At 63.4% G+C, this 6,394-nt stretch carries 6 protein-coding genes and 1 pseudogene; 3 read left to right on the top strand and 4 right to left on the bottom strand.

Annotated features, from left to right (window positions below):
* Nucleotides 1-64: 64 nt before the first annotated feature.
* Nucleotides 65-502, top strand: coding sequence for a DUF1640 domain-containing protein (locus tag QZ607_RS21405; RefSeq protein WP_295886974.1), 438 nt, complete (start codon nt 65-67; stop codon nt 500-502).
* 530 nt (nt 503-1,032) lie between these two features.
* Complete coding sequence (locus QZ607_RS21410; protein ID WP_295886976.1) at nt 1,033-1,899, top strand: hypothetical protein; 867 nt, start codon at nt 1,033-1,035, stop codon at nt 1,897-1,899.
* Between the two features lie 9 nt (nt 1,900-1,908).
* Here the strand turns inward: QZ607_RS21410 and QZ607_RS21415 are convergent, their stop codons facing one another.
* The 3 genes from QZ607_RS21415 to QZ607_RS21425 all read right to left on the bottom strand — a co-directional run bounded on the left by QZ607_RS21415 (nt 1,909) and on the right by QZ607_RS21425 (nt 4,632).
* Entirely contained in the window at nt 1,909-2,808 is a 900-nt protein-coding gene (locus QZ607_RS21415; RefSeq protein WP_295886979.1) for a lysylphosphatidylglycerol synthase domain-containing protein, read from the bottom strand.
* 108 nt (nt 2,809-2,916) lie between these two features.
* The gene (locus QZ607_RS21420; protein ID WP_295886982.1) at nt 2,917-3,618 is read right to left on the bottom strand and encodes a class I SAM-dependent methyltransferase; all 702 of its coding nucleotides are present in this window, start codon (nt 3,616-3,618) and stop codon (nt 2,917-2,919) included.
* A gap of 72 nt (nt 3,619-3,690) precedes the next feature.
* Nucleotides 3,691-4,632: a sulfotransferase gene (locus tag QZ607_RS21425; protein WP_295886984.1), complete on the bottom strand. Its 942-nt coding sequence runs from the start codon at nt 4,630-4,632 to the stop codon at nt 3,691-3,693.
* A gap of 248 nt (nt 4,633-4,880) precedes the next feature.
* Here QZ607_RS21425 and QZ607_RS21430 point away from each other — a divergent pair, with 248 nt between their 5' ends.
* Nucleotides 4,881-5,861: a hypothetical protein gene (locus tag QZ607_RS21430; protein ID WP_295886987.1), complete on the top strand. Its 981-nt coding sequence runs from the start codon at nt 4,881-4,883 to the stop codon at nt 5,859-5,861.
* 86 nt (nt 5,862-5,947) lie between these two features.
* On the opposite strand, the pseudogene QZ607_RS21435 reads toward QZ607_RS21430, so the two are convergent.
* Nucleotides 5,948-6,394, bottom strand: a pseudogene (locus QZ607_RS21435) (glycosyltransferase family 2 protein); the annotation flags it as partial.

Here is a 6,394-nt window from a genome sequence, read left to right on the forward strand (position 1 = left end):
TTGCTATGCTCGACCCCATCTCCCAAGCGATCCCAGCCCCCGACGCAGCCGCCACCCCAGCCCCATGACACTCGCCTTCAGGCTCTACGAACAGGTCAACGAGGCGCCGGACGATCGCACCCGGTTCCGCCTGATCGTGGACGCTATCCGCGAGCTGGAGGAAGGCTTGCCGCGGCCGGGCGAGATCGCCCGTGGTGCGGACGTGCGGGAGTCGGAGCTGCGCCTCCAGAAGGAGATCGAAATCGTCCGCAAGGAGATGAAGGAAGTCGAGCTGCGGCTCCAGCAAGAGATCGAAGGCGTCCGCAAGGAAATCAAGGAAGTCGAGCTGCGCCTCCAGAAGGAAATCGCGCAGGTCCGGGTCGACCTCGAACAGGTCCGGGTCGACCTCAAATCCACCGAGGCCAACCTCCGCACCGCCATGCACCGCCAGACGGTATGGATCATCGGCGCCATCGGCGCCGTCACCGGGCTCGTCAGGCTGCTCGACTGGCTGCTCGCCTAGCCTGCCCCGCGCAAGGCGCCCGCAGCAGCGCGCCCGGTCCCGGCATTGATGGCATCGCAGCCGGAGGCCGCTTCCAAAGGCACCCGCGCGCTGTGGGAGCGGCATCCCTGCCGCGACAGCCCCGCACACACCAGCCCCGCCCAGATCGCAGCCAGAGGCCGCTCCCACACACTCGCGCGCCCCGTGGGAGCGGGATCCCTGCCGCGACAATCAACCACACAAACAACCCCGCCCGACAACCAGAAGCCAGCAACAATCAAAGTGACCGACCCCGAAGGTTATCCGCACAGCTTCCACCCCCACCACTGCTCCCAACACACATCTGAACCGCCCGCACCAAAACCGCCAACCGCGTCACACACCCAGCGCGTCAAGCATCCCACTCTGCTGATATCATCAATCGAGCGGCAAGACCTTCCAGCCCACAGCGCGCCGCACCGGACCCACAGCGGCGCCCGGCACCGCCACCGCAGCCCGCAGGCGCCAGCCCGACCAGCACCAAACCGGCATCCCGACCCACCCGCGCCGCCATGGCCCATCCGCTCCATGCCTACCTCGCCCTGCTGGACGACCTGCGCGCCGCCGGCTTCCGCTGCCACCCCATCCGCGACTACTTCACCGGCAACCAGGCAGGGCAGGGCGCAGCCTCAGCGGGCGAAGACAGCGACACCCGCCGGGCCTACCTCCGCCACGACGTGGACCGGCTGCCCGCCCGCGCCGTCGCCATGGCAGAGGCCGAAGCCGCCCGCGGCATCCACAGCACCTACTACTTCCGCTGCGACGCCCGCGGGCGCTTTCCCGAAGCCGCCATGCGCCGCATCGCCGCCCTGGGCCACGAAACCGGCTTCCACTACGAATGCCTCTCCCGAACCCGCGGCGACCGCGTCGCCGCCGTGGAGTGCTTCGCCCGTGAGCTCGCCGCCTGCCGGGCCATCGTGCCCGTGACCACTGTCTCCCCGCACGGAGCCCCGCTCGCAGCCAGCTCCAACATGGACTTCACCGCCAGCATCGACGCGCAGGCCCTCGGCCTACTCGGCGACGCGACCGACATGGACTTCACCGACATGCTTTATGTCACCGACACCGGCGGCACCTTCGGCAGCCAGTACAACCTGCGTGATCACGTTGCTGGTCGTAACCTGGACCATCCGATAGCGCCAAAAGGCCTCGCTCGAAGACTGATCGACGGTGATGAGCGCCGTATTGTCCTGAGCTGTCACCCCGAGCGATGGGCCGTCGGCCGTTTAGCGCTGCTCGAGGCAAGCGCAAGAGAAATCGCCTTGAACCTCCTCAAACTGGTGCTGCACCGCGCTAGACGCTGGTTTTCGCCGGCTCTCAACCGAAGCCCATCTCGCGTTAACGGTGCGCACCGCCGGCCATTTCCAAAGTACTCATAGGATGTTCGATTATGTAGAACGCGCTCCTCGGCCGGCGGCCACCAGTCCAGCAAAAAACAGCATCGCTTCCCCCGCAAGAAACCACAGCCGTGCGACCACCGATAACGTAATCGCAAGCTCAGCGGGTCGCCCGAGCATGACCAATAGGGCAATCAACAGCCCTTCCCGCACACCAAGACCACCGGGCGCGATCACCGCAACCACGCCCAACGTCGTCGCCAACACGAACGCGAGCCCGTCGTCGAGCCGTGGTGCGCCACCGGTAAAGGCCGCCGCTAGCATCGCGAAGCCCGCGGCCCAACACACCCACACGCCTAAGAACCAGGGCGCGATCCTAACCAATCCGCTCATCCGTAGCTCAATGTCTGGTCCCTCAAGGCGCAATCGATTCTGCAGCCAGGATGCGCTGCGTCCAGCCACATCGAATCGCAGCAACCACGCCAGCAATGCCCAGAGTCCAATCGCAAGCCAGGCGAGTTCCCGCCAGCTCGCGTCCACTACAAACATAAAGGTGAGCGCGCCCAATGGTACGCCGATCCACAGGGTCAACAGCTGTGCACGCAGCGATGCGAGCGACAGTGGCGCCAGCCTATAAGCGCTGCGCTCGGCAAGATAACCGGCGCGACCAACGATCAACCAGACCTTTCCGGGGATGTACTTCGCAAATATCGTGACGCCGACTGATGCCAGAGACAAGCGCAACGATACGGGCAAGCCATGCAGGGCCAAGAGTCTCCACCAAGCCGCCGCCGCCAAGAGGAATCCCGCCAATACCAAGCCCAGAGAAGCGAATAGCGCCCGAGGGTCAGCGATGTTATAGGCTCGCAAATAGTCAGCCTGTAGCGCCCAGACCACAAGAAACAGCAGCGAGAGATAGACCAGCAGTGTGGACCAAGAGCGAAGCCGCATAACTCAACTTGTGGACGTTTTCGGATGAGAGGTGAGGGCTTGCCGGAAGCGATGAATAGCGGCCGTTAATGTCGCCTTTGAGTACCGGTCGCCGGCTTTGGTCGCGCGCTAGTCCTCCTCCATGTCTTCGATGTAATAGAGCGCGGAACCCATGCGTTCGCAGCGATAGGATCCCTGTGGACGCATTACCACTGCGAGCTGCCACGGATAGACGAAGAAATGAAGATGGGCATTGAGTCCCCAGCGGCCCGGTCGCTCCCGTGGCACGACGACGATCAGCCGGCGGGCAGCCACGCGCCGAAGCTCCTGCACCGCAGAGCACAGTTGCAGCGCGTGCTCAAGCGTATGTGTCGAAACAACCGTTTCAAAGGCTCCATCAGCGAAGGGCAGTCCATCGATACTCGCTTCCACAAAACTGATGTTGCCAGCCAGTCTGCGTTCGGCAATATGGTGGTCCACACCCACCCCGGTGCATGAGCCGTCCGCGGTAAGCTTGCGGAGCAGATATCCGGTGCCGCAGCCCACGTCGCAGACTCGTCCTGGCAGGACGTCGGCCTCGATGCGTCGAATCACGGCGTTAGTGTTGTCGGTCACCCTGGCGGAGCGACGCCGGATCTGCCCGGCGTAGAAGCGCCTCAAGTCCGTCTGTGACATCGTCGGCGCGCATTGCCGGAGGTCGTCGAAGGCAGCCACTCGCGCGCCGAAGAGCAACTTCAGGACAGCACGAAACGAGGCCGAATCACGCAAAGCCGGCGGCAACGCCTCCGCGGCGAGAGTATTCAAAAAGCGGGCGATGGAGCTTCGGGCCATTGGGGAATCCTACTGGGGGGTCTGCGGCCCCAAGATACGGGCATGATTGCGCAACAGAGATCAGTGATGCCGTCAACGATCCAGAACGCGGGCACGTTCGATCCGCCGCTGTTCGGAGGCGGCGAAGTGCTCCCGATGGATGTCTATCAGACGGTCCCATTCGGCGGCCGGCAGCTTGGCCACCTCGGCCGGCTGCAGGGCCGGCGGTGAGGTATCACGCGCGGCTAGCTCAAACTTTGCGGCGATGCGCTCTAGCGTTCTCGCCGGCTCAATGCAGAGCCTGTCATAGTCGACGACCAAGGAGGCGTCCGGCTTTGCGAGACACGCAAGGAGCCCCAGTTCCTCCAACTGCTCGACTTGCCACAAAACCTGATACAACGGTTCCCGGTCGAGTACGGACTCATATCCCGGCGGCGCTACACTCCACCAATGTTCCGCGCTGCCAAGCAGGCGCCGCCTGGCCAGGATGAGCGATTGCGCGGTGAAGCGCATGTCGCGGCGTAGATGCAGCATCCGCGCGTCGGAGAATACATGTCGAATGTTGTCTAGGCGCAGCGTGTTAGTCTGATTCTTGAGAACTAACGGCCCGTCGGCGATTCCCGCCAGGGCGGCGACCGTCGCCCGAACCATGTCGGCAGTCGTCGGGTAGTTATCGCCGTCAAACCAGTCGCGCATTAATCGGCCGGCCTCATTCGGGGACAACAGCCCCGGAAGGTACCCGAACCTGCTTTCCCTCAAGCCGCCGCGGTAGCCCGAGCATAGCCCAGGCCAGCGCAGGCTGAGCCTGACCATATATCTGGGCGCCAAGGCCATCAGGTTACTGATATAGGTCAGCCGGTAATGCTGTGCGAGCAACTGAAAGAGCAAGGTGGAGCCCGTGCGTGGCGCGCCCACCAAGAACACAGGCTGCAATTGACTCGGAATATCTACGTGAAGGGCTTCACATATCCATGGGTCAAAGCCGGCGAATCGCCGTTGCGCTGCAAGAGCTACCGAGCGGAGCAGGGCGTTCATTTTCGGTCCGATTGCGCGGCGGAGCGCTCGGCGCCCGTTCGCCAGAACCAATGTTGGCGAGCCTGAGCTTCACGTTTGGCCTGCTGTTGCAGACCAGATCGCCGAACACACCGCGTGCACAAAGCACCCGGGGTACTTCTCCACACAGAAGGACCACCAGCTTGGAACCCGTGCGAGTACAATGATGGGCTATCTTCACACGCCAGCATTGCCCGCCAACCTGGCCTCCCCATCTCCGCGCTCCAGCAATGACATCCAGCTACCAATCCCTCGGCGCAGAAGACTATCCTGCGTGGAATGCCTTCGTCGCGGCAAGCCCCCAAGGGAGCGTCTTCGCCTCCACGCCCTACCTTGAAGCCCTGGGCTGTCGTTTCCAGCTCTTGGCGGTGCGACGGGGAAAGGAGATTCTTGCCGGCGTGCCCCTGATCCAAGGCCATCTCGGCGCCTATGCCTTGCCGCTGTTCGTCAAGTACGCCGGAGTGCTCTTTGCAGCCTTGCCCGGCACCGAGACGACCCAGGCGAGCCGCCGTTACGAGTTGCATGAGCATCTGCTCCCAGGCCTGCGCCGTTATCCAAGCTTCGAGTACAATTTCCACCCCGGCTACGACAACTGGCTCCCGCTGCGTTGGGCCGGCTATCGACAGACGACACTCTACACCTACCGGCTGCCAGCGGAGCGCGCTGGCACTTGGCTGGAGGAAAGCCACAGCCGCGTGAGGCGCCACGTCCGTGCCGCGGAGCGGCGGCAGCTCCACTGTGTGGTACGGGCAGACTATGACGACCTGATCTACGACCTATTGATGGCGCCGTACCGCCAACGCCAGGCACCGCCGCCGAAGGGGCGCGCAGCAATGACGCGGTTCGCGACTGCACTTATAGCCGGCGGACTTGGAAGGGTGTGGCAGGCGGTTTCCGGCCATGGAGACCCACAATGCGCGGCACTCGTCATCGAAGATCAGCAATGGGCTTATCTGCTGGCTCATGGATGCAAGCCGGAAACAGACCCGGCGGCCAATACGTACCTGATCGCTGAGATCATCGACGACACCTTGGGGAGAGGCTTGGGCTTCGACTTTGAGGGCTCGGTGATCCGCCCGATTGAGCATTACTATCGCGGGTTCGGTGGCGACCTTGTTCCCTACAGCCGAATCTGGCGGCCAGGGCTGGCCTCCAACGCCCGCCGACTCGGCCTCGCGGCGGCCAGGCGCGTGCTCGGCTACGAACGCTAGCTGCATATCCATTGCGCGATGCCAGCGATGAGACAATCATGCGGCGTCACCTCGGGTGTCCGAAAAAGCCCGCCAAGCGAAAACACTCAGCGCAGTTCCTTGTTGTTTTCCATGTCCATCCACATCGCGAACAGCAGGAACTGCAGCCCGCTCAGGAACAGGAACATCGCGAACAGGGCCGAGGTCGCGGCCACGGGTCCATGGAAGACGCGGAGCAGGAAAAGGTAGAGTCCAAAGAGCAGACCGCTTGGGAACAGCACGCTGCCGGCGGCATAGAAGAACAGGAGCGGATGGAAGTCCCGGATCACGTACTTCTGCACCATCCGGTACCAGAACAGCCTGTGCAGCAGCAGTGTCAGACGGGGGATCATCCGCAGTGGACGGATGCCGGACTTTTCGCCGATGCCGTAGATGGGGCGGATGGGCACGTCCCGGACGCGGAATCCGTGGATGTTGAGGCGCACCAGCAGATCGTTGGGCTGCCCGTAGCGCTTGTACATCTTGTCCCAGTCGATGGTCTCCAGCGCCTTCAG

The sequence above is a fragment of the uncultured Thiohalocapsa sp. genome, from assembly GCF_913063425.1.
Classification (GTDB): domain Bacteria; phylum Pseudomonadota; class Gammaproteobacteria; order Chromatiales; family Chromatiaceae; genus Thiohalocapsa.

Excerpts from the sequence above, each read along its gene's own strand:
- QZ607_RS21420 (WP_295886982.1), bottom strand. The coding sequence starts at position 3,618 with ATGGCCCGAAGCTCCATCGCCCGCTTTTTGAATACTCTCGCCGCGGAG.
- QZ607_RS21430 (WP_295886987.1), top strand. The coding sequence starts at position 4,881 with ATGACATCCAGCTACCAATCCCTCGGCGCAGAAGACTATCCTGCGTGG.
- QZ607_RS21425 (WP_295886984.1), bottom strand. The coding sequence starts at position 4,632 with ATGAACGCCCTGCTCCGCTCGGTAGCTCTTGCAGCGCAACGGCGATTC.
- QZ607_RS21405 (WP_295886974.1), top strand. The coding sequence starts at position 65 with ATGACACTCGCCTTCAGGCTCTACGAACAGGTCAACGAGGCGCCGGAC.
- QZ607_RS21410 (WP_295886976.1), top strand. The coding sequence starts at position 1,033 with ATGGCCCATCCGCTCCATGCCTACCTCGCCCTGCTGGACGACCTGCGC.
- QZ607_RS21415 (WP_295886979.1), bottom strand. The coding sequence starts at position 2,808 with ATGCGGCTTCGCTCTTGGTCCACACTGCTGGTCTATCTCTCGCTGCTG.